This window comes from Psychromonas sp. MME1, assembly GCF_041080865.1.
GTDB lineage: Bacteria > Pseudomonadota > Gammaproteobacteria > Enterobacterales > Psychromonadaceae > Psychromonas.
This window is the reverse complement of the sequence record NZ_CP160906.1, coordinates 262,465-282,950: the sequence shown is the minus strand read 5'-3', so window position 1 is coordinate 282,950 and position 20,486 is coordinate 262,465. Positions and strand designations below refer to the sequence as shown.

Here is a 20,486-nt window from a genome sequence, read left to right as displayed (position 1 = left end):
TTGCCAATAATGAATTACGAATAATGGTGACGTTAGTGCACGTCTCGCCAGTACTCTTTCTTCAGCAAGTAACTAAGGATAAATAATACGAGTAGGAAAGCAATTACCCATACCCCCATACTTTCACGCTCGAGTTTATTTGGCTCACCAGAATAGGCCAAGAAGTTTACCAGATCTAATACGGCTTTGTCATACTCATCCGATGACATTTCCCCTTGGCCATTGCTTTCTAAACTGACAATACGCTTATGCTCCACCCCATCAATCATCTCTGTTTCATAAATAGCAGTGGGAATACCCTGCAACTCTTCAAGTACATGTGGCATAGCAACATCAGGAAAAATTACATTATTTACAGCAAAAGGTCTATTTTCATCACGGTAGAAAGAACGTAAATAGGTATAAATCCAATCTGTACCACGAAGTCGAGCAACTAATGTCAAATCAGGAGGTGGACTACCAAACCATTTAGTCGCATCCTTCTTGTCCATACTATTAACCATCAACTCACCAATTTTGCTATCTGTAAAGATGAGATTTTCTTGCATTAACTCATCGGAAATCCCAAGGTCTGTAGCAACACGTTGATAACGTTGGTATCCCGTTGAATGACAAGCAAAACAGTAATTCATAAATAATTTTGCACCACTTTGCAAGGATGCTCTATCGTGCAAATCATTATTTGCTTTATCTAAATGAACATTGCCAGCGGATGCAAAGGCCAGCACTGGTAGTAATGCCATTAAGGCTATCATTAATTTTTTCATTTGAATGTTAACCTCGTTGGTAATGGCTTAGTTCTTTCATTTTTACTGTATAACCAGAGCGCAATAAAGAAACCGAAATAACCGATCGTACCGACACGTGCAATGATGGTGAGTAACGGGGTTGCAGGTAAGGCTCCAAGAATACCTAAAACGATAAAGCTCACGGTAAACTGTGCAATATTCACTTTGTGTATCAAACTACGGTAGCGTATTGATTTAACTTTACAACGGTCTAACCACGGCAAGAAAAATAGAATAACAATTGAACCACCAAAAAAGACAACACCAATTAATTTATCAGGGATAGCACGTAAAATGGCATAGAATGGCGTGTAATACCAAACAGGTGCAATATGGGCGGGTGTTTTTAGGCTATTAGCAGGCTCAAAATTGGGCGCTTCTAAGAAATAACCGCCACCTTCTGGCAGAAAGAAGATAATGGCACAGAACAAAATAAGAAAACCTGCAACCCCCATAATATCTTTGACAGTGAAGTAGGGATGGAAAGGCACAGCATCAATAATATCCTTCTTACCGCTATACTGAGGATGAAAAGTAAATTTTCCTTTCGCTTCAGTAGAGGCACTGCCCTTTTTCTGTTTAATTTCAACTCCATCTGGGTTATTTGAGCCAACCTCATGCAAAGCAACAATATGTAAAAATACAAGAGCTACAATAGATAAAGGCAATGCGACAACATGCAGCGCAAAAAAACGTGTCAATGTCGCACCAGATATAACATAATCACCGCGGATCCACAGTGTTAAATCATCACCGACAATAGGAATTGCACCAAACAACGAGATAATCACTTGCGCTCCCCAAAAGGACATTTGCCCCCAAGGAAGTAGGTATCCCATAAATGCTTCTGCCATTAAAGCGAGAAAGATTAACATACCAAAAATCCAGATCAATTCACGAGGTTTTTGATATGAACCATAGATTAATCCACGAAACATATGTAGGTAAATAACCACAAAGAAGGCGGATGCCCCCGTTGAGTGCATATAACGTAACAACCAACCGTATGGTACATCTCGCATAATATATTCAACGGAAGCGAAGGCGCCCTCTGCTGATGGATTATAATGCATGGTTAACCAGATACCCGTTAATATTTGATTGACCAACACCAGCATCGCCAGTGAACCAAAAAAATACCAAAAGTTAAAATTAACGGGTGTCGGATATTGCGCTAAGTGTTTATTCCATGTTTCCGTCATAGGAATACGAGCATCAATCCACTCTATGGTGCCCGTGACTAATTTATTAAGCATTAGGCATCTCCCTTATCTAAGCCGATTAACACCACACTATCACTCACGTAATGGTGTGGTGGAATAACTAAATTCAATGGTGCAGGTACATTTTGAAAAACGCGTCCAGCCATATCAAATTTGGAACCATGGCAGGGGCAAAAGAAGCCTGATTCGACACCTTCTACTTGCTCAGAAAAAACTGTCAGGCAGATAACTCGGTGAACACCCTAGATGTGTACAAATACCCACGGCAATAAAGATATCAGATTTTAAGGAGCGCAACGCATTTGTTGCATAGACTGGCTGTTGAGGCTCTTCTGAATTAGGATCGCGCAGCTGCTCATCTAAAGTCGCTAGCTCATCTATCACCTTTTTAGTACGTGATACTACCCAAACAGGTTTTCCTCGCCACTCAACGCGGATCAATTGTCCCGGTTGTATCTTGCTAATATCGACAGAAACTGGGGCTCCAGCTGCTTTTGCTTTTTCACTCGGGCTCCAAGATTTCACGAAAGGTACCGCCACTGCAGCGGCTCCTACAGCACCAACAACACCTGTTGTTAATGTTAGAAACTTACGGCGACCAGTACTGACAGGCGCATTGCTCATTTAACCATCTCCATTGTGAGCTACTAAAATAGTGAGGATGCACATCATTGCGTGTAAATTACAAATTTGGTGGGTGCATAAACTGCTTGAATTTTAAAGAAACAGGGATAAATTTACAAGCTATTAACATTATTTTTAAGAATGCAACCACATAAAATCACTGCTTAATTGATAATGCTCTCATTAGTACATTAATTTACCGAGTTTATCCCTTTATTTTTAAGGGCAATAACTGTTATGAGAAGAATATCGATAATAGAGGGGGGAAATTTAGATAAAAAAAAGCCCAGTAAACACTGGGCTTTGGCAATTCTGATAACGTAAATATTAACGTTTTGAGAATTGTGGACGTTTACGAGCTTTATGTAGACCCACTTTCTTACGTTCAACTTTACGAGCATCACGTGTAACAAAGCCAGCTGTACGTAATTCCGCACGTAGAGTTTCGTCATATTGCATTAAAGCACGAGTGATACCTAAACGGATTGCACCCGACTGACCTGTATTACCACCACCTTTAACAGTGATGTTTAAGTCAAATTTTTCAAGACTGTCAATAAGTACTAATGGTTGACGAACAACCATACACGCAGTTTCACGACCAAAATATTCGTCAAGATTGCGTTTATTGATAGTGATATTACCGCTACCAGCCTTCATGAATACACGAGCTGTTGAGCTTTTTCGACGACCAGTGCCGTAGTATTGATTTGCCATTGTTTTAATCCTATTAGATGTCTAAAACTTGTGGTTGCTGTGCAGAATGTTGATGCTCAGTACCAGCATAAACTTTCAATTTACGATACATTGCGCGTCCTAAAGGACCTTTTGGCAACATACCTTTTACAGCAGTCTCAATAACACGTTCAGGTGCACGATCGATTAGTTTTTCAAAGCTAATTGATTTAATACCACCGATGAAACCAGTGTGATGGTAGTAAATTTTATTTTTAGCTTTATTACCTGTTACAGTAATTTTCTCAGCATTAATAACGATGATGTAATCACCAGTATCAACATGAGGAGTGTATTCTGCTTTATGTTTACCACGTAAACGTAGAGCAATTTCAGTAGCCAGACGGCCTAAGGTTTTACCTTCAGCATCGACAACAAACCAGTCGCGTGTGACTTCAGCTGGTTTAGCAACAAAAGTTTTCATTAAGTTATACCCAAATTAATGATTTAAAAAACAATTATCAAATTTGATAATCAGAAATGTATTTTGCCATTCCGTATCCCTTCGAATACGTCAAGCGTAAACAATAGATCCACCATGTAATATATTGGGGAGGTGGATAACGTGGGCGGCGACATTGTACAGAAAAAGAGAGCAGAGATCACGTAAATATTGTAATAAAAATAACAATAAACAAATTAGATTAATGATGTGCCTGATGAAGGTATGATTTGCTTTGCATTTCCAATAGCCTAGATATACAACGGTTGAATTCAAAAGATAAGCGCTCACCGATATATAACTGCTCAATTTGTACTTCTGCAGAAATAATTAATGCAACATTATGATCATAAAATTCATCAACCATGGCAATGAAACGCCGTGCTAAATCATCATTCGCCGCGTCCATCTGTTTAACATTAGCAACAATAATAGTGCGATAGATGATAGCAATTTCAATATAATCTAAAACACTTCTAGGGCCGTCACACAAAGCGATAAATTCAATACTTAACGTATTGGCGCTATAGGCAATGGTTTTTATAGAACGATTATTCACCACTATTTCTTGTCCATAATGTTTATCTCCTTGAGCTAGATTTTCAAAATGCGCTTTATTTTGTAATTGCGCCTTCTCATCTAATGGGTATTGGTAAATTTCACTTTCAGTTAACCGTCCTAATCGATAATCTCGCCCACCATCAAGATTAAAAATATCACAATGCTGGTTAATTAAGGCTATCGTTGGTAAGAATCGAGCTCTTTGTAAACCATTTTTATAGAGATCATCAGGGTGAAGATTAGAAGTAGCTAATAAGGTTATCCCCTCGGCAAAAAAAGCATTTAATACACCGGAGATAATCATTGCATCCGTAATATCCTCAACAAAAAATTCGTCGAAACACAATATATCGGTTTCTTTAGCAAATTTTTTCGCAATTTTTGTCAATGGATTAACTTCTCCTTGTAGTTGAGTCAACTCCTTGTGCACACGCAGCATAAAATGATGAAAATGTAATCGTAATTTTCGCTTGGTCGGTAAACTTTGAAAAAAGAGATCCATTAAATAGGTCTTACCTCGTCCCACACCACCATATAAATAGAGCCCATTAATAAAAGGACGTTGTTCAACGGTATTTAATAATTTATTTTTGATACGATCAATTAATCCCCTTGTCACAGGCTTACTAGACTCTCTCGATATCAACTGGTCATATAAGCATTGCAAATGATTAATTGCATCCGCCTGAACGGGATCATGCACAATTTTTTTATTTTTCAAATCGGTTTGATATAAGGAAGATGGTGTCACATAGCGCTCGATATAGGTGAAATATTGTATATATTGTAATTCAAACTACTATCAGTTGATTGTCCAACGACATTTATATCCCCGCATGGCAAGAACACCAGTTAGCATCTAAAGAGCTGTATTAATGAGAAGCAGATCAACATATAATCATTAGTAGTTACAAAAAATTACAGCTAACGCACAAAATTTTACAATAAATTACAATAGTAAAATGAAAAAAAATCCAATTAAATGACAATATACTGGAATAAATCATTTTTTATTGCTGTATTTATTGTAAAATGTGCGCCAGTTAAATAACCAGATTAAATTTTTTTTAAACTATAGCAAAAATCAAACACATTATTGGAGAAAAACTGTGAGAAAAACAAAAATAGTTTGTACTATTGGGCCAAAATCAGAATCAAAAGAGATGCTAACTAAGTTAGTGAACAACGGCATGAATGTCATGCGTCTTAACTTTTCTCATGGTAATTTTGCCGAGCACGGAGCTCGAATTGCAACTATTCGTGAAGTTTGCCAAGAAACAGGTAAAAATGTTGCGATCTTACTAGATACTAAAGGTCCAGAAATCCGTACCGTTAAGCTTGAAAATGGTGCAGATGTACTACTTACTGCTGGTCAAGAGTTTACCCTAACAACAGACCAAACTATTGTTGGTGACAATACTAAAGTAGCTGTAACTTATGAAGGTTTAACTAAAGACCTAGTAATTGGCAATACCGTATTACTTGATGACGGTTTAATTGAAATGACAGTTAAACGTGTTACAGATACAGATGTAATCTGTGAAGTAGTTAATACTGGTGAACTTGGTGAAAACAAAGGTGTTAACTTACCTGGCGTTAAAGTACAGCTTCCAGCACTTTCTGCTAAAGATAAAGGCGATTTAGTATTTGGTTGTGAACAACAAGTTGACTTTATTGCTGCATCATTTATTCGTAAAAAAGAAGATGTTCTTGAAATGCGTGAGCACTTAAAAGCTCACGGTGGTGAAAACATCCAAATTATTTCGAAAATTGAAAACCAAGAAGGTGTGGACAACTTTGATGAGATCCTAGCCGTTTCGGATGCAATCATGGTTGCACGTGGTGACTTAGGTGTTGAAATTGCAGTTGAAGAAGTTATCTTTGCTCAAAAAATGATGATTGAGAAAGCAAATAAAGCACGTAAACCAGTTATCACTGCAACACAAATGCTTGATTCAATGATCAAAAACCCTCGTCCAACTCGTGCTGAAGCAGGCGATGTTGCCAACGCTATCCTAGATGGAACAGATGCGGTAATGCTTTCAGGTGAAAGTGCTAAAGGTAAATACCCAGCTGAAGCAGTAGAGATCATGGCAACTATCTGTGAGCGTACAGATAAAGTTATGCCAACTAAAACAAACATTAAAGAAAAAGATTTACGTATTACTGAAGCGGTTTGTAGCACTGCAGTTAAAAATGCAGAGCAACTTGATGCTAAACTAATCATTGTTGCAACAGGTGCAGGTAAATCAGCTCGTTCACTACGTAAATACTTCCCAACGACGCCAATTTTAGCACTAACGAGCAATCCAAAGACTCGCCAACAATTAGCGTTAACTAAAGGCGTTTCAGCTAAAGTTATCGATGAGCAAAAAACCACAGAAGATTTTTATCAACTAGGTATGGATATGGCTAAAGAGCTTGGCCTTGTTGCTGCGGGTGATAAAGTTGTTATGGTATCTGGTGCGCTAGTTGACTCAGGCACAACAAATACCTCTTCTGTACACGTTATTGCTTAATTGAATAACTAACAGATTAGATAATTGTTCAATAAAAAGCATCACCTTTGCGTGATGCTTTTTTATGTCTATACCCATATTATACCAATCGGAGTAAATAGCGGATCTATTTTGCTGGTTAAAATAACTTACTTTTTTGTTGTAAGTTTCGTAAAGAGGCAACCATTTATGTCAACTTACGCCTCAAATTAAGCCTTTTTTCCTGCGCAAAATTTAGATCACATACTTAATCCAATTGGTATTACTTACATTTTATTCCTAGCATTTCTGTATATTTATCCTTGCTGACTTTGCATCTTGAAGTATGATCATCATAAAAATAGATTATTTCCATAATTACTTGTTCTAATTCAAGAAACGATAATAAAGCCGCCCTGCACTTTTATTTTTATATATATACTAATCACTTTGCTCTATTTGATACTGGCATTTAATAACATGAATTTTAAATCTTCATTTCTATATTTCTTTAAACCCATTTTTTGGGGGCTGCTCGCGGCAACGGCAATTATTTATGCTCACAAATTAAATAATCTAATGACCTTACTCGAAAAAGATAATCGAGTTGCAAGTTATAGTGAAGCAGTAAAGAAAGCATCTCCAGCCGTGGTTAATATATACTCGCAGCAATATATCGACTCTAGCCTTGACAATGAGCAACACATTCAACCAACGGGTCTAGGATCTGGAATCATTATTGATGGTGAAGGTCATATTTTAACTAACTTCCATGTCGTTGCTAAAGCAGATCAAATTTTAATCGCACTACAAGATGGCCGTCTATTTACTGCCTTGGTTGTTGGTAGTGATATCGTCACTGATTTAGCTGTATTAAAAATAAATGGTGATAACTTACCTGTTATCCCACAAAATCAACACTACAAACCACAGGTCGGGGACATTGTTCTGGCCATAGGAAACCCTTACAATTTGGGACAGACCATTACCCAAGGCATTATCAGCGCCACAGGCAGAAATGGTATGAGTTCCTCGGGCCGCCAAGATTTTCTGCAAACAGATGCGGCTATTAATGCAGGCAACTCTGGCGGAGCTTTAATCAATAGTAATGGAGAGTTAGTAGGAATTAACACTTCGGAGTTTTACACAAGTAATACCAATATGAGCAATGGAATCAGTTTTGCTGTGCCCTATAAACTCTCGCAACGGATAGCAAATAGTTTAATAGCACACGGCCGAGTTATTCGAGGCTCCCTTGGCCTAGTAGCTGAAAATTTAGATCCTTTAATTGCAAGGTTATGGGGATTAAAAGCACAAAACAGTATTATCATTAAAAAAGTACATGCCCAAGGACCAGCTGCAAAAGCAGGCATTGAAGTCGATGATATTCTATTAAAAATAGATTCTCAGAAGGTCAGTAATCTTGTCGAAGCGATGGATGATGTCGCAGAAATTCCACCAGGAACAAAAACCAAACTTACGCTATTACGCAAAGGTAAGGAAATTGAAGTGGAAGTAGAAATAGGCGAATTAGATTCTATTCAATAAGGTAATAATAAAAAATTGAATGGTATGCTATGCCTGCGATTAATTAGCGTAAAATCCCCACTACCATTGTTGGCAATGGGGTAAGGTCGCTATCCTTCGACACGTTTTATTTTGGCACCTAATGCAATCAGCTTATCTTCAATCGCTTCATAACCGCGATCAATATGATAAATTTCATCAACAATCGTTTCCCCCTCAGCAATCAAGCCAGCAATCACTAAACTTGCTGAAGCACGTAAATCCGTTGCCATCACTTTGGCGCCACTTAACAGGTCATGATCACCACAGATAGCCAAATTCCCTTCTAATTCGATATTAGCCCCCATGCGTTGTAATTCAGGCACATGCATAAAACGATTTTCAAAGATATTTTCTTTAATTCGCCCGTTCCAGGAGCAACGGTATTAAGCACTGTAAATTGCGCTTGCATATCAGTTGGAAACGCAGGATATGGTGCAGTAGTAATATTGACTGATTTTAATTGACGATCAATCATATCTACTTCAATCCAATCTTCTCCTGTCGTTACCAATGCGCCGGCCTCTTCAAGTTTAGAAAGCACCGCCGATAATAGTGTTGGATCCGTATTTATACATTTAACTTTACCACCACTAACAACGCCGGCGACCAAAAATGTACCTGTTTCAATACGATCAGGTTGTACTTGATAATGGCAATCACCTAGTGATTCAACACCTTCAATCGTTAATGTATCACTGCCCGCGCCTTTGATCTGCCCACCCATTGCATTAATAAAATTCGCTAAATCGACTATTTCCGGCTCTTTAGCCGCATTCTCAATAATAGTTTTACCATCCGCCAAAGCAGCAGCCATCATTAAATTACCGGTGCCAGTTACGCTGACCATATCCATATAAATATGTGCACCTTTTAAACGGCCATCAACACGCGCCTTGATAAAGCCCTCTTCAACCTTAATAACAGCCCCCATTTGCTCAAGTCCATGGATATGCAAATTAACAGGACGTGCACCAATAGCACAGCCTCCAGGTAAAGAGATATCAGCTTCACCAAATCGAGCAACAAGTGGCCCTAAGGCTAAAATAGATGCACGCATACTGCGTACTAACTCATAGGATGCCGTATAATTTTTGACTGTTGATGCATTAATATGTACTTTGTGACCATCTTGAGATGCCTCTGCACCAAGTTCACATAATAGCTCTAACGTTGTCGATATATCTTTTAATAAAGGAACATTACTTAAGTGAATATCTCCTTTGGATAATAATGTCGCAAAAAGAATTGGCAATGCGGCATTTTTTGCGCCGGAGATAGCAACCTCACCTTTTAATTGGCAACCACCTTGAATTAAAAACTGACCCATGAAATGTCCCTTACTAAATAAAATGTTTTTGTTTCTGCCATTCGTCTGGCGTTAGTGCTTTAATCGTTAAGGCATGAATTGCATTACTCGCTATGTATTCAGTTAACGGTTCATAAATAACCTGCTGTCTTTTCACTCGACTTAAGTCGCTAAAAAGCGCTCCCACCACGATAACTTGAAAATGACCACTTTCACCTTTTACAATACATTGATCAAGCGTCAACGCTTGCTCTAGCTTTTCTTTAATTATTGTAATATCCATTAAATACCTTACATTTTAAAAATGAAACCTAGCCCATATAAATGAGCTAATACTGATGCTTTATCTGACAATCCGATATAATTCAAATCAGAATAATTACTTTTAATTTGTGCCAGATAGGCAATGCCAGCCGAATCAATATTATCTAATTTATGTAAATCAACGGTTTTTATACTTTTATAGCTATCAATAGCAGGAAACTTTCTCTCTGATATTTCACTTAATAATAAATTTCCCGTTAATATTACGGTTGTACCATCATCATTATCTATCACGATGACAACTCACTATTTTTTTCATTGAGCAGCTTAATAACATGGTCTATGCCATTTTTTTCGATTAATTCATTAATCTCAGACTGCTTGGTGGATAACATGCTAATGCCTTCAGCTACTACGTCAAATACTTTCCATTCTAACGTTCTTTTATTTTTTCGCAGCTTAAACGCTAGTTTTGTCAGTTTGCCATTTTTATCTGTAACATGCACGGCAACCGATATAATCGAGCTATCTTCATAATTTCTATTATCGAGCACTTTGATTTCTTGTTGGTCATACTCAAGTAACATGTGGCCATAGACATTCACTAGATAAGTTTTAAATGTTTCAACAAATTCATCACGCTGCTTTTCGGTTGTGTCCTTAAGATGTGTACCCATCACTTTGTAGGCTGCATACTTATAATCGATATAAGGCATTAATTCTTCATCAATGACCACCTTAATATAACTCGGTTCACGCTTTAAACGTTCAGCATCAAGGTCTATACGTTCCGACGTTTTAATTGCAACGGAGCGGATAACTTCATTTGGATCACTTATCTCTGCTATTTTGGCATAAGAACAGCTGACAAAAATTAAGGCTAAAATAGGTAATAAACGCTTCATTATTATTTATCCTTATTAATAGAGTAAATGAATTGGCCGATTAAATCTTCTAGGATCAATGCAGATTTAGTATCCTCAATGCGATCCCCGTCTGCTAACATAGCAATATCATCATCAATAAACCCAGGTTGAATACCAATGTACTGCTCACCGAGCAAACCCGATGTCAATATCGACAGTGACGATGTTTCTGGATAGAAACCACTTCTTTCATACATAGAGAGCTCCACAATTGGGCGATAATTTTTAACATCTAACTTTATATTTTCCACGCGCCCAACAACAACGCCACCGAGTTTAACGGGAGCTCTGACCTTCAATCCACCAACGTTAGAAAAAGTCGCATATAAGGTATAACTATTCCCCTCACCACGTAGCGAAACACCAGCAACACTAAATACGAGTATGGCTAAACATAATATCGAAGCAACAACGAAGCTACCAACCCATAATTCCAGTTTATTCTTAGACATAATATATTCCAAACATATAAAAATCCGAGTAAATTAATCGCTTAACACTTATAACAATAATCTATTTTAAGTGCCAAACATAAATATTGTTAATACAAAGTCCATCGCAAGCACTAGCAATGATGAAACAACAACCGTTTGCGTTGTCGCCTTACTAATTCCCTGCGCATTGGGTATAACATGGTAACCATTATAAAGTGCCACCCAAGTTATCAGTACGGCAAAAAAAACACTTTTTATTATACTATCAACAACATCAGGATAATAATCAACGCTACCTTGCATCACTGACCAATAGGAACCACCATCGATCCCCATCCAGCTAACACCAATTAAATACCCCCCCCAAATGGCGACAACATTAAAAAACAAGACAAGTAAAGGTAAGGTAATAATCCCTGCGATCAAGCGTGGTGCAATGACACGTTTTAAAGGTGAAACCGCCATCATTTCCATGCTAGCTAGCTGCTCAGTGCTCTGCATTAAACCAATTTCAGCCGTTAACGCAGAGCCAGCACGACCAGCGAAAAGCAGAGCACCAACAACAGGAGCTAACTCTCGTAATAGAGAGAGCGCCACCATGCTACCTAAGCTCTGTTTCTGCGGCATAGTCGACTAATACATAGTAACCTTGTAAGCTTAATACCATCCCTATAAATAAACCTGACGTTAAAATAATAGGTAGGGACAAGATCCCAAGCTGATATATCTGTGCGACAACAAGCGAAAATAGCTTGCTATGAGGCCTGCCACGAAATGTATCCCAAAACATCAAACAACTACGACCAATCGTACGCGTAATTGCTATGCTGCCTCTGCCAATCGAACTTATATACGTATTTATCATAAGTTCACCTTTTTTATATCAACAGCAAAATCATCACTCTTGAAATGAAAAGGCACGGGTCCTTCACTTCTACCATGAATAAATTGTTGCAATAATGGATTATCCTTTTGTTCAAGTACAGAATGCGTTGGTCCCTGCGCTATGATCTTTTGCCCTGCCAGAACATAAACCTCATCGGCAATAGACAAGACTTCATGCACATCATGGGAAACAATTATCGATGTTAATCCCAACGATTGATTCAATTGCTTAACTAAGTTTAGCAATACATTCATAGAAATAGGATCTTGCCCTGTAAAGGGCTCATCGTACATAATCATTTCCGGATCTAAGGCGATAGCTCGTGCTAAAGCAACACGACGAGCCATTCCACCAGAGAGCTCTATTGGTTTTAAATCTCTTGCGCCACGTAAACCAACGGCCTCTAATTTCATCAACACTAAGATAGTGAGTAGCGACTCATCGAGCTTACAATGTTCTCGCAGTGGAAATGCAACATTTTCAAATACAGACATTTCATTAAACAATGCACCACTTTGAAATAACATGCCCATCTTTTTTCTTGCTTCGTACAAAGAGTTATCAGAACAGTTATGAATTTCCTTGCCATTAAAAATTATTTCACCGCTATCTAACGCAAGTTGGCCACCAATAAGTTTTAATAGCGTCGTTTTACCGATACCACTTGGCCCTAAAATAGCTGTTATTTTTCCACGTTTAAATTCAAAATTTAAATTATCAAACAATAATCTATCATTTCGAGAGAAACAGAGGTTTTTAATAACAAGATGATTTGAATGTTTCATGTACAACCGTTATCTTTATGGATAGAAAGGTACAGTGTAAGGTTATGAGCATTTTTATACAATTATTTAATAGCCTGAACATAAATTATCATAGCACTGGTATGACCTATTTATGTAATAATGGTATATTGTTGAAAAACAAATAACAATTACACGTTAACACTTTATTTTTCTGACAATAACCGTAACAATGTAGCATCACCACATAACGAATTAAAATTAATGAGATTACTATATTCATTTTATATAGTATCCAGTTATCGATCTAAATATCGGGAAAATCATGGTCACAACACCCTATGGAAAAATTAGCCAATTAAACTATCGCAAAGCAGAAAAAATAAAAATGCTTATCTGCGATGTCGATGGTGTGTTTTCAGATGGCCGAATTTATTTAGGTAACCAAGGTGAAGAGTTAAAAGCATTCCATACCAAAGACGGCTTCGGTATAAAAGCGATATTAAAAGCTGGTATAGATGTAGCGGTGATAACTGGACGACAATCTAAAATTGTCTCTGACAGAATGCAAGCACTTGGCGTACCTATATATTTCAAGGGCAAGAAGACAAGATAAGTGCCTATCAATCACTATTAATAAAACAAAAATTAACAGCACAAGAAGTTGCCTATATTGGTGATGATGTTGTCGATTTACCCGTCATGCAAGCATGTGGGCTAGGTATTGCAGTAAACGATGCCCATCCTTTAGTGCTGCAACATGCTGATTTAATTACTTATACAAAAGGTGGTTTTGGAGCTGTACGAGAGGTATGTGACCTATTACTACAATGCAATAATCAGTTGCATACAACACAAGGCAAAAGTGAATAAATGAATAAGCGGCAAAGCATTCCATTTATCATATTATTAGTGGCATTTTTAACGTGGCTATACTTGAAACCACAAAAAGAGCTACCGGAAACATCAAAACACCAACCTAGCTATATAGCCTATAATGTCACTAATACTCATTTTGATATTGCGGGACGAAGCGATTATAAATTATATGCAGATAAAGTAATTAATTTTAATGCAACCAATAAAACCCTTTTTGAAAATCCAAGGGTTATTATATACGCTAGAAAAACAGACGACAATGTCCCCTCCATTTGGCAACTAAGCAGTAAAAAAGGGGTGCTTTACAATCAAGACACACTAACGTTAAATGATGATGTATGGCTAAAAAATCTGAGCTTGGATCAATTAGTGCAAACGATGCACACACAAGAGCTAACGATACTATTAGATAAAAAAGAAGTGACCAGCGATCTTTTTGTTAATTGGACTGGGCCGCAAATGAAGCAACAAGGCGTCGGACTATGGGGGTCATTAGAGTCTGAAGAATTTGTTGTCAAAGATAAAATTGAAACGGTATATCTCAATGAAAAAAATTAAATTTAGCATAGCAATCAGCACGTTAATCATCACATTTTCCTGCTTTTCCATTGAGTCTGATTATGAACAGCCGATCCATGTTAGCTCCGTCAGTCAACATGCAAAAATGAAGGAAAATACGGTTGTATTTATTGACAATGTGATATTAACTCAGGGAACGATCAAAATTACCGCAGACAAACTAACGGTCATTCGTGGTGAAAAAGCAAACCAAGAAATAATGATAGCAGAAGGCAATTTAGCGACATTTTATCAAACACAAGATGATGGCAAACCCTTTGATGCCCAAGCCAACACCATTCGCTATGATCTAGCAGAAAGCACCATCACGCTACAGGACAATGCTCAAGTAAAACAACTAGATAGTGAAGTTAATGGTGAAAAAATCGTGTACTCCATCAATAATGAAGAGTTAACGGTGAGCACGGGTCAAGCTGCAACTGATCGTGTTAACACGGTATTTTTACCCGCACAATTTGAAAATAAAAACACATCGACCTCGGACGACAAAACCATAGAAAAAGAAGAATAGATAGAATGGCAGAATTAATTGCACAAGGTTTAGTGAAAAGCTACAAAGGTCGCACGGTAGTTAATGGTGTTAGCTTAACCGTGAAAACAGGTGAAATTGTCGGTTTACTTGGCCCTAACGGCGCGGGTAAAACAACCTCTTTTTACATGGTGGTGGGTTTAGTAAAACAAGATGAAGGTAAAATAACCATTGATGATGAAGATATTTCTCATCATCCCATGCATATTCGAGCACAAAAAGGGATCGGTTACCTCCCTCAGGAGGCCTCTATATTTCGTCGTTTAACGGTAAGCGAAAATATCATGGGCATTTTACAAATTCGTAAAGAGTTAACGGCAGCACAGCGCGAAGATAAGCTAGAGACCCTATTACAAGAGTTTCATATCACCCACATTCGCCACAGCAAAGGGATGAGCTTATCCGGTGGTGAGCGTCGCAGGGTAGAGATAGCCCGAGCGCTTGCTACAGAGCCAAAATTCATATTACTAGATGAACCCTTTGCCGGTGTGGATCCCATTTCAGTTATCGACATAAAAAATATTATTCAGCAGTTGCGTGACCGCGGTTTGGGCGTATTAATTACCGACCATAACGTTCGAGAAACCTTAGATGTCTGCCAACACTCGTACATTGTTAGTCATGGTGAAATTATTGCAGTTGGCACACAGCAAGAAATATTAGAGAATGACCATGTAAAACAGGTCTACTTGGGTGAAGAGTTTAGACTTTAATTAATCACCTTATTTGCGTAAGAGGAAGAGATACTTTGATAAAACAGGGTTTACAATTGAAAATGGGTCAGCAGCTTGCTATGACCCCTCAATTACAACAAGCTATTAAATTATTACAACTCTCTACACTTGATTTACAGCAAGAAATTCAAAATGTGCTGGATGAAAATCCGCTACTTCAACAAGACGATGAAAGTGGTATTGCAGAGGTAAGTAGCGAACAAAAAGATAGTAGCGACATGGACACATCGGAGGCGTTAACTCAACAGGATTCTCCGATGATTTGCCTATTGAAAATAGCTGGGAAGAGTCATTCACTGCACCACCAACAACGTCAGTCTCCTCTGGCACAGTCAATTATGAAGGTGAAGATACTGTCTATCAAGGCGAATCTTCAGATACATTACAAGACCACTTAATCTGGCAGATGCAGTTGACGCCATTTACAGATACAGACCAGCTCATTGCTACCGCAATTATCGATTCCATTGATGAATCCGGCTATTTAACCACTAGCTGCAGAGATATCTTAGAAAGTTTAAATGATGAACTAACGGATCTAGAGTTAGATGAAGTGGAAGCGGTACTAAAACGTATCCAACATTTTGATCCGCTTGGTGTGGCAGCTCGGTCCACACAAGAGTGTTTGCAAATACAACTAAAACATCTGTCAGAACAAACACAATGGCGCAGCGAAGCATTAATGATTCTTGATTTGCATATGGATTTACTGGCTAATCGAGATTACCGAACATTAGCAAGAAAAACTAAACTAAAAGAGAGTGAATTAGGTGAAGTAATGCGCCTTATTCAGAGTCTAGAGCCTCGTCCTGGCAATCAACTCGAAGAGAGTAAAGCACAATATATCGTACCCGATGTTTACGTTAAAAAAATTGCAGGGCAGTGGCGTGTTTCTTTAAACCCTGATTGCGATCCACACTTATCGATTAATCAGCAATATGCCGATTTATGTAAATCTAATATCAGTAAAACAGATTCACAATTTATTAAAGGTCACTTACAAGAAGCTAAATGGTTCATTAAAAGCTTAGAGAGTCGAAATGAGACACTGCTAAAGGTTTCCAATTGTATCGTCCAACAACAGCAAGCTTTTTTCGAGTATGGTGATGAAGCAATGAAACCGATGGTGTTAAATGATGTAGCACTAGAGGTTGAAATGCATGAATCAACGATTTCTCGGGTGACTACGCAGAAGTTTATGCACACCCCTAGAGGGATTTATGAGCTCAAATTTTTCTTTTCTAGCCATGTCGCCACTGAAAGTGGTGGAGAGTGTTCATCGACAGCCATTCGCGCATTAATCAAGAAGCTAGTAACAGCAGAATCACCAAATAAACCTTTAAGTGATAATAAAATAACTCAGTTACTCGAAGAGCAAGGTATTAAAGTCGCACGTAGAACCATTGCAAAATATAGAGAATCATTAGGTATACCGCCATCAAATCAGCGTAAACAGTTGCTATAGACTTGATTAAGATTAAAAAATGACTATTTGTTAATAGTCATTCAAGAAGAACCTGCTAGAATTGCGCGCTAATTTTATGGATCGTAAACAGAATATATAATATGAAAATATCGACTTTATTAACTCAAGACTCCGTTTTCAGCAAGGTAAACTGTACAAGTAAAAAAGGCGCACTAGAAAAAATTAGCCATATCGCGGCTGAAAAACTAGGCATTGACGCACAAACGTTATTTAACGATTTAATTGCGCGTGAAAAAATAGGGTCAACGGGGGTCGGAAGCGGCATTGCAATCCCACATGTAAAAATTGATACATCGTTGCCCGCTACAGCCGTTTTTTTACAATGTGATACAGCCATTGATTACGATGCTTACGATGGTAATAATGTCGACCTTTTATTTGCTATTTTTGTTCCTGAAGATAAATGCCAAGAGTACCTAGTTGCACTCTCTGAAATTAGCAAAAAATTATTAGATAAACCATTTCTGCGTCAATTGAGAACGGCAGATTCAGACGAAGCCTTGTTTAAATTACTACAATCAGAGTAGTTAACATAGGACAGAGTCAATAACTAGTTGGGATTAGCATGAAATTAATAATTATTAGTGGACGCTCAGGCTCAGGAAAAACGATCGCGTTACATGTACTTGAAGATTTAGGTTATAACTGCATCGATGGTGTCCCATACCAACTCCTTGAACAATTACTTGATAGCGTTGATCCCAGCAATAATAAAGTTGCGATCAGCTTAGATATTCGCAACTTGCCTCACGACATAGCCGCTATAGAAACGTTGCTTGCTGCATTACAGAATAAAATTGAAGTAGAAATAATTTATCTCGATGCCATGACCAGCGCTTTAATCCGCCGTTATAGTGAAACAAGGCGCCTGCATCCATTATCTAAACGCAAATTATCCTTATCGCAAGCGCTAGACCTAGAACAAGAGCTACTACTTCCCATAAAGAATATAGCCTCATTAACGATTGATACCACAACGTTATCGATTCACAATCTCAACGAACATCTAAAACTTCACTTACAAGGTTCAACTAAAAGTAACTTATTGATTATTTTCCAATCTTTTGGCTTTAAATATAAGGTCCCGGAAGATGCTGATTATATGTTTGATGTACGCTTTTTACCCAACCCTCATTGGATACCAGAACTGCAAGAACACACTGGCCTTGAAAAGCCAGTTAAAGATTACCTGCGTAGCCAGCCTATGGTCGAGCAGACCATCAATCAAATAGAAAATCTATTCCACTCTTGGTTACCCTACCTTGAAACGAATAACCGAAATTACGTCACGATTGCGATTGGTTGTACTGGAGGGAAACACCGTTCCGTCTATGTCACTGAGCAAATAGCGGCACGTTTTAAACCTCACTACCAAGTGCAAATTGAACATAAATGTTTAAAAGGCAATAAATAAATGGCTATCATTAATCAAACAATTACAATACAGAATAAACTTGGCCTGCATACACGAGCAACCATAAAATTGGTTGAATTAGTAAACTCTTTTGATGCCACCATCACCATTAAGCATCAAGGAAAACAGGCCGATGCTGATAGTGTGTTGGGATTGTTGGTGTTAGAAACCTGTTATGGTCAAGAGATAGAGATTATTGCCCAAGGTAATCAAGCAGAGCAAGCAATGAGTGCAGTTACAAAGTTAATAGAAGATAAATTTTTCGAAGAAGAATAAAGGAGTTAGGCAATGCTGGAAAATACAGATGTACAAAATGCTCAGCAACGCCTTCAAGAAGTTAATCAAGCAGTAGAAAGTGGCATGTTTGTCCGTGCACGCAGCATCCTTGATAAAATGGCTGCCTGTGACATCGCTTTACTACTGGAGTCCTCCCCTCCTTCCCACCGTAAAGTGCTTTGGAATTTAACCGACCATGACCAACATGGTGAAATTTTAGAAGAATTAAATGAAGATGCTAAAGATGGCATTATCAATTTAATGGGTGCCGCTAATCTTGTAGCCGCCACAGAAGGGATGGATACCGATGATCTCGCCTACATACTAAGGGGCATTCCAGATAGCCTCTATCAAGCCGTCTTACAGAAGATGGACAAGCAAGATAGACACCGTGTAGAACAAGCATTGGCTTACCCTGAGGATACCGCTGGTTCGTTAATGAACACCGACACGATCACGCTAAGAGCGGATGTCTCTATTGATGTTGTTTTACGTTATTTACGCCTCAAAGGGGAATTACCAGAAGCAACCGACACCTTATATGTGGTCAATGAAGACGACCAATTAATTGGTGATGTACCACTATCGACTCTACTTACCGTTGATCCAAGTCTGTCTGTTGAACAGGTAATGAATGATCAAACCGAAGCGTTATCGGTAGAACTCGATGAAGGTGAAATAGCTAAATTATTCGAACGTCATGACTGGATATCCGCGCCTGTTATCGATGCCAACAAACACCTTCTTGGTCGAATCACTATCGATGATGTTGTTGATATTATTCGTGAAAATGCCGAACACTCGATGATGGGTATGGCTGGTATGGACGATGATGAAGATACATTTGCCGCGATAATTCCCAGTGCTAAACGACGTACTGTTTGGTTATCGGTTAATCTAATGGCCGCCTTTGTTGCCGCTTCCGTATCTAATATGTTTGAAGCGACCTTAGAACAAATGGCCACTCTTGCCGTCTTAATGACGATTGTCCCTAGCATGGGGGGGATCGCGGGTAATCAAACATTAGCATTGGTTATCCGTGGTATTGCCGTTGGCCATATAAGTGACAATAACACGCGCTGGCTAATTGGCAAAGAAGCCGCTATCGGATTGCTTAATGGTATTGTTTGGGCAATTTTAGTCGCTTCTGCCGTCGCTATTTGGAAAGATGATATACGTGTTGCCTTTATCATTGCTGGCGCAATGTTCATTAATCTCTCTGTAGCCGGTATCGCTGGCGTGACGATCCCTCTATTAATGCATAAATATAAAATTGATCCGGCATTAGCAGGCGGAATGGCATTAACAACCGTTACCGATGTCATCGGGTTATTCTCCTTCCTCGGCATGGCAACATTAGTACTACGACATTAACCCCCCAGTAATGCTCATGGTTCTTCACGAGCATTACTATGATCACTTTTCCCATCTAATCTATAACCTTTATAGTGCAAGGATTTATACACTTGCCTCAAAGTGGTGCTTAATAGATTCTATTTTTATTTTATCCCTTATTTTTCAATACATTAACAACTGGCATAAAGCTTGAAGTTGAAAACTATTAATAATAAATAATTAAATAACACGTATATAAAAATCAAACGTTCCCTT

At 38.3% G+C, this 20,486-nt stretch carries 19 protein-coding genes and 5 pseudogenes; 11 read left to right on the top strand and 13 right to left on the bottom strand.

Going from position 1 to position 20,486, the window contains the following annotated elements; genetic code table 11:
• Positions 1–32 precede the first annotated feature (32 nt).
• The 6 genes and pseudogenes from AB2N10_RS01285 to zapE all read right to left on the bottom strand — a co-directional run bounded on the left by AB2N10_RS01285 (position 33) and on the right by zapE (position 5,124).
• On the bottom strand, positions 33–767 hold the full coding sequence (locus AB2N10_RS01285) for a cytochrome c1 (protein WP_354624755.1): 735 nt from the start codon (positions 765–767) through the stop codon (positions 33–35).
• Positions 764–2,044: a cytochrome bc complex cytochrome b subunit gene (locus AB2N10_RS01280; RefSeq protein ID WP_354624754.1), complete on the bottom strand. Its 1,281-nt coding sequence runs from the start codon at positions 2,042–2,044 to the stop codon at positions 764–766. The genes AB2N10_RS01285 and AB2N10_RS01280 overlap by 4 nt, the downstream gene beginning before the upstream one ends.
• Positions 2,044–2,635: pseudogene (petA, locus tag AB2N10_RS01275) on the bottom strand (ubiquinol-cytochrome c reductase iron-sulfur subunit). Before petA ends, AB2N10_RS01280 begins: the two are co-directional and overlap by 1 nt.
• A gap of 327 nt (positions 2,636–2,962) precedes the next feature.
• Positions 2,963–3,352: a 30S ribosomal protein S9 gene (rpsI, locus tag AB2N10_RS01270; protein WP_354624752.1), complete on the bottom strand. Its 390-nt coding sequence runs from the start codon at positions 3,350–3,352 to the stop codon at positions 2,963–2,965.
• Positions 3,353–3,365: 13 nt separating this feature from the next.
• A complete protein-coding gene (gene rplM, locus AB2N10_RS01265) occupies positions 3,366–3,794 on the bottom strand; it encodes a 50S ribosomal protein L13 (protein ID WP_354624751.1) in 429 nt (142 codons plus the stop codon).
• A 220-nt stretch (positions 3,795–4,014) separates the two neighbouring features.
• Complete coding sequence (gene zapE / locus AB2N10_RS01260) at positions 4,015–5,124, bottom strand: cell division protein ZapE (RefSeq protein WP_354624750.1); 1,110 nt, start codon at positions 5,122–5,124, stop codon at positions 4,015–4,017.
• 358 nt (positions 5,125–5,482) lie between these two features.
• Between zapE and pykF the strand changes: the two genes are divergently transcribed.
• Both pykF and degS read left to right on the top strand, forming a co-directional pair.
• Positions 5,483–6,892 (top strand): pyruvate kinase PykF, encoded by a 1,410-nt coding sequence (pykF, locus tag AB2N10_RS01255; RefSeq protein ID WP_354624749.1) that lies wholly within the window; start codon positions 5,483–5,485, stop codon positions 6,890–6,892.
• Positions 6,893–7,330: 438 nt separating this feature from the next.
• Positions 7,331–8,398: an outer membrane-stress sensor serine endopeptidase DegS gene (gene degS / locus AB2N10_RS01250; protein WP_354624748.1), complete on the top strand. Its 1,068-nt coding sequence runs from the start codon at positions 7,331–7,333 to the stop codon at positions 8,396–8,398.
• 89 nt (positions 8,399–8,487) lie between these two features.
• Here the strand turns inward: degS and murA are convergent.
• From murA to AB2N10_RS01215, 7 genes and pseudogenes are all read right to left on the bottom strand, one after another.
• Positions 8,488–9,746: pseudogene (gene murA, locus AB2N10_RS01245) on the bottom strand (UDP-N-acetylglucosamine 1-carboxyvinyltransferase).
• Between the two features lie 13 nt (positions 9,747–9,759).
• On the bottom strand, positions 9,760–10,008 hold the full coding sequence (locus AB2N10_RS01240; RefSeq protein ID WP_354624746.1) for a BolA family protein: 249 nt from the start codon (positions 10,006–10,008) through the stop codon (positions 9,760–9,762).
• A gap of 8 nt (positions 10,009–10,016) precedes the next feature.
• Positions 10,017–10,283: a hypothetical protein gene (locus AB2N10_RS01235; protein WP_354624745.1), complete on the bottom strand. Its 267-nt coding sequence runs from the start codon at positions 10,281–10,283 to the stop codon at positions 10,017–10,019.
• The gene (locus AB2N10_RS01230) at positions 10,280–10,894 is read right to left on the bottom strand and encodes a phospholipid-binding protein MlaC (RefSeq protein ID WP_369434200.1); all 615 of its coding nucleotides are present in this window, start codon (positions 10,892–10,894) and stop codon (positions 10,280–10,282) included. Before AB2N10_RS01230 ends, AB2N10_RS01235 begins: the two co-directional genes overlap by 4 nt.
• A gap of 2 nt (positions 10,895–10,896) precedes the next feature.
• Positions 10,897–11,367, bottom strand: coding sequence for an outer membrane lipid asymmetry maintenance protein MlaD (mlaD, locus tag AB2N10_RS01225; RefSeq protein WP_354624742.1), 471 nt, complete (start codon positions 11,365–11,367; stop codon positions 10,897–10,899).
• A gap of 66 nt (positions 11,368–11,433) precedes the next feature.
• A pseudogene (gene mlaE / locus AB2N10_RS01220) lies at positions 11,434–12,214 on the bottom strand (lipid asymmetry maintenance ABC transporter permease subunit MlaE).
• Entirely contained in the window at positions 12,211–13,020 is an 810-nt protein-coding gene (locus tag AB2N10_RS01215; protein ID WP_369434199.1) for an ATP-binding cassette domain-containing protein, read from the bottom strand. Before AB2N10_RS01215 ends, mlaE begins: the two are co-directional and overlap by 4 nt.
• A gap of 283 nt (positions 13,021–13,303) precedes the next feature.
• Between AB2N10_RS01215 and kdsC the strand changes: the two are divergent.
• The 9 genes and pseudogenes from kdsC (at position 13,304) to mgtE (ending at position 20,249) form a co-directional block, all read left to right on the top strand.
• Positions 13,304–13,851: pseudogene (kdsC, locus tag AB2N10_RS01210) on the top strand (3-deoxy-manno-octulosonate-8-phosphatase KdsC).
• Positions 13,852–14,415, top strand: a complete 564-nt coding sequence (lptC, locus tag AB2N10_RS01205; RefSeq protein WP_354624738.1) for an LPS export ABC transporter periplasmic protein LptC — start codon at positions 13,852–13,854, stop codon at positions 14,413–14,415. It begins immediately after the preceding pseudogene.
• Positions 14,402–14,947, top strand: a complete 546-nt coding sequence (gene lptA, locus AB2N10_RS01200) for a lipopolysaccharide transport periplasmic protein LptA (protein WP_354624737.1) — start codon at positions 14,402–14,404, stop codon at positions 14,945–14,947. The genes lptC and lptA overlap by 14 nt, the downstream gene beginning before the upstream one ends.
• A gap of 5 nt (positions 14,948–14,952) precedes the next feature.
• Positions 14,953–15,678 carry an LPS export ABC transporter ATP-binding protein gene (gene lptB, locus AB2N10_RS01195; RefSeq protein ID WP_354624736.1) on the top strand — a complete coding sequence of 242 codons (726 nt, stop codon included), beginning with the start codon at positions 14,953–14,955 and terminating at the stop codon, positions 15,676–15,678.
• Between the two features lie 38 nt (positions 15,679–15,716).
• Positions 15,717–17,164, top strand: a pseudogene (locus AB2N10_RS01190) (RNA polymerase factor sigma-54).
• Positions 17,165–17,265: 101 nt separating this feature from the next.
• Positions 17,266–17,712 carry a PTS IIA-like nitrogen regulatory protein PtsN gene (gene ptsN, locus AB2N10_RS01185; RefSeq protein ID WP_354624735.1) on the top strand — a complete coding sequence of 149 codons (447 nt, stop codon included), beginning with the start codon at positions 17,266–17,268 and terminating at the stop codon, positions 17,710–17,712.
• A 38-nt stretch (positions 17,713–17,750) separates the two neighbouring features.
• On the top strand, positions 17,751–18,599 hold the full coding sequence (rapZ, locus tag AB2N10_RS01180) for an RNase adapter RapZ (RefSeq protein WP_369434198.1): 849 nt from the start codon (positions 17,751–17,753) through the stop codon (positions 18,597–18,599).
• On the top strand, positions 18,600–18,875 hold the full coding sequence (locus AB2N10_RS01175; protein ID WP_354624734.1) for an HPr family phosphocarrier protein: 276 nt from the start codon (positions 18,600–18,602) through the stop codon (positions 18,873–18,875).
• Positions 18,876–18,887: 12 nt separating this feature from the next.
• Positions 18,888–20,249 (top strand): magnesium transporter, encoded by a 1,362-nt coding sequence (gene mgtE / locus AB2N10_RS01170; protein WP_354624733.1) that lies wholly within the window; start codon positions 18,888–18,890, stop codon positions 20,247–20,249.
• Positions 20,250–20,486: the final 237 nt, after the last annotated feature.

What these genes read in the sequence shown, in the direction of transcription:
- AB2N10_RS01285 (WP_354624755.1), bottom strand. Translation starts at nt 767, where the DNA reads ATGAAAAAATTAATGATAGCCTTAATGGCATTACTACCAGTGCTGGCC.
- AB2N10_RS01280 (WP_354624754.1), bottom strand. Translation starts at nt 2,044, where the DNA reads ATGCTTAATAAATTAGTCACGGGCACCATAGAGTGGATTGATGCTCGT.
- rpsI (WP_354624752.1), bottom strand. Translation starts at nt 3,352, where the DNA reads ATGGCAAATCAATACTACGGCACTGGTCGTCGAAAAAGCTCAACAGCT.
- rplM (WP_354624751.1), bottom strand. Translation starts at nt 3,794, where the DNA reads ATGAAAACTTTTGTTGCTAAACCAGCTGAAGTCACACGCGACTGGTTT.
- degS (WP_354624748.1), top strand. Translation starts at nt 7,331, where the DNA reads ATGAATTTTAAATCTTCATTTCTATATTTCTTTAAACCCATTTTTTGG.
- AB2N10_RS01240 (WP_354624746.1), bottom strand. Translation starts at nt 10,008, where the DNA reads ATGGATATTACAATAATTAAAGAAAAGCTAGAGCAAGCGTTGACGCTT.
- AB2N10_RS01230 (WP_369434200.1), bottom strand. Translation starts at nt 10,894, where the DNA reads ATGAAGCGTTTATTACCTATTTTAGCCTTAATTTTTGTCAGCTGTTCT.
- mlaD (WP_354624742.1), bottom strand. Translation starts at nt 11,367, where the DNA reads ATGTCTAAGAATAAACTGGAATTATGGGTTGGTAGCTTCGTTGTTGCT.
- AB2N10_RS01215 (WP_369434199.1), bottom strand. Translation starts at nt 13,020, where the DNA reads ATGAAACATTCAAATCATCTTGTTATTAAAAACCTCTGTTTCTCTCGA.
- lptC (WP_354624738.1), top strand. Translation starts at nt 13,852, where the DNA reads ATGAATAAGCGGCAAAGCATTCCATTTATCATATTATTAGTGGCATTT.
- lptA (WP_354624737.1), top strand. Translation starts at nt 14,402, where the DNA reads ATGAAAAAAATTAAATTTAGCATAGCAATCAGCACGTTAATCATCACA.
- lptB (WP_354624736.1), top strand. Translation starts at nt 14,953, where the DNA reads ATGGCAGAATTAATTGCACAAGGTTTAGTGAAAAGCTACAAAGGTCGC.
- ptsN (WP_354624735.1), top strand. Translation starts at nt 17,266, where the DNA reads ATGAAAATATCGACTTTATTAACTCAAGACTCCGTTTTCAGCAAGGTA.
- rapZ (WP_369434198.1), top strand. Translation starts at nt 17,751, where the DNA reads ATGAAATTAATAATTATTAGTGGACGCTCAGGCTCAGGAAAAACGATC.
- AB2N10_RS01175 (WP_354624734.1), top strand. Translation starts at nt 18,600, where the DNA reads ATGGCTATCATTAATCAAACAATTACAATACAGAATAAACTTGGCCTG.
- mgtE (WP_354624733.1), top strand. Translation starts at nt 18,888, where the DNA reads ATGCTGGAAAATACAGATGTACAAAATGCTCAGCAACGCCTTCAAGAA.